Genomic DNA, 329 nt, shown 5'->3' with positions numbered 1-329 from the left:
CGTCGAAAATCGCGGTCTTGACTTTTTTGGTTCGTTTTTGTGTCAAGACAAAAATGAATGTAAAATCCTTTTTATCACATGAGTATTAATCAAAGCTTATCATTTAGCTGTCATTCTGAGCCTGTCTCAGAATCGCATCCAATATATCATTTCGAGATATCGAGAAATCTTTTGTCACTTTTTTATTCATAGATTTTCTATTTTAATTATCGGTATTCATATGCCCTTCGGGGAAGAGAGCAAAAAAGTTATCAAAAAACTCTTGGCTGTAAACCTCTCTACTAAAAATGTTCTCATTTCACTAAACGTTTTACAAACCCTACGGGCTA

The sequence above is a fragment of the Empedobacter sp. UBA7611 genome (assembly GCF_002484365.1).
Taxonomy (GTDB): Bacteria; Bacteroidota; Bacteroidia; order Flavobacteriales; family Weeksellaceae; genus Empedobacter; species Empedobacter falsenii_B.
Note: the sequence above shows the minus strand (reverse complement) of the source record.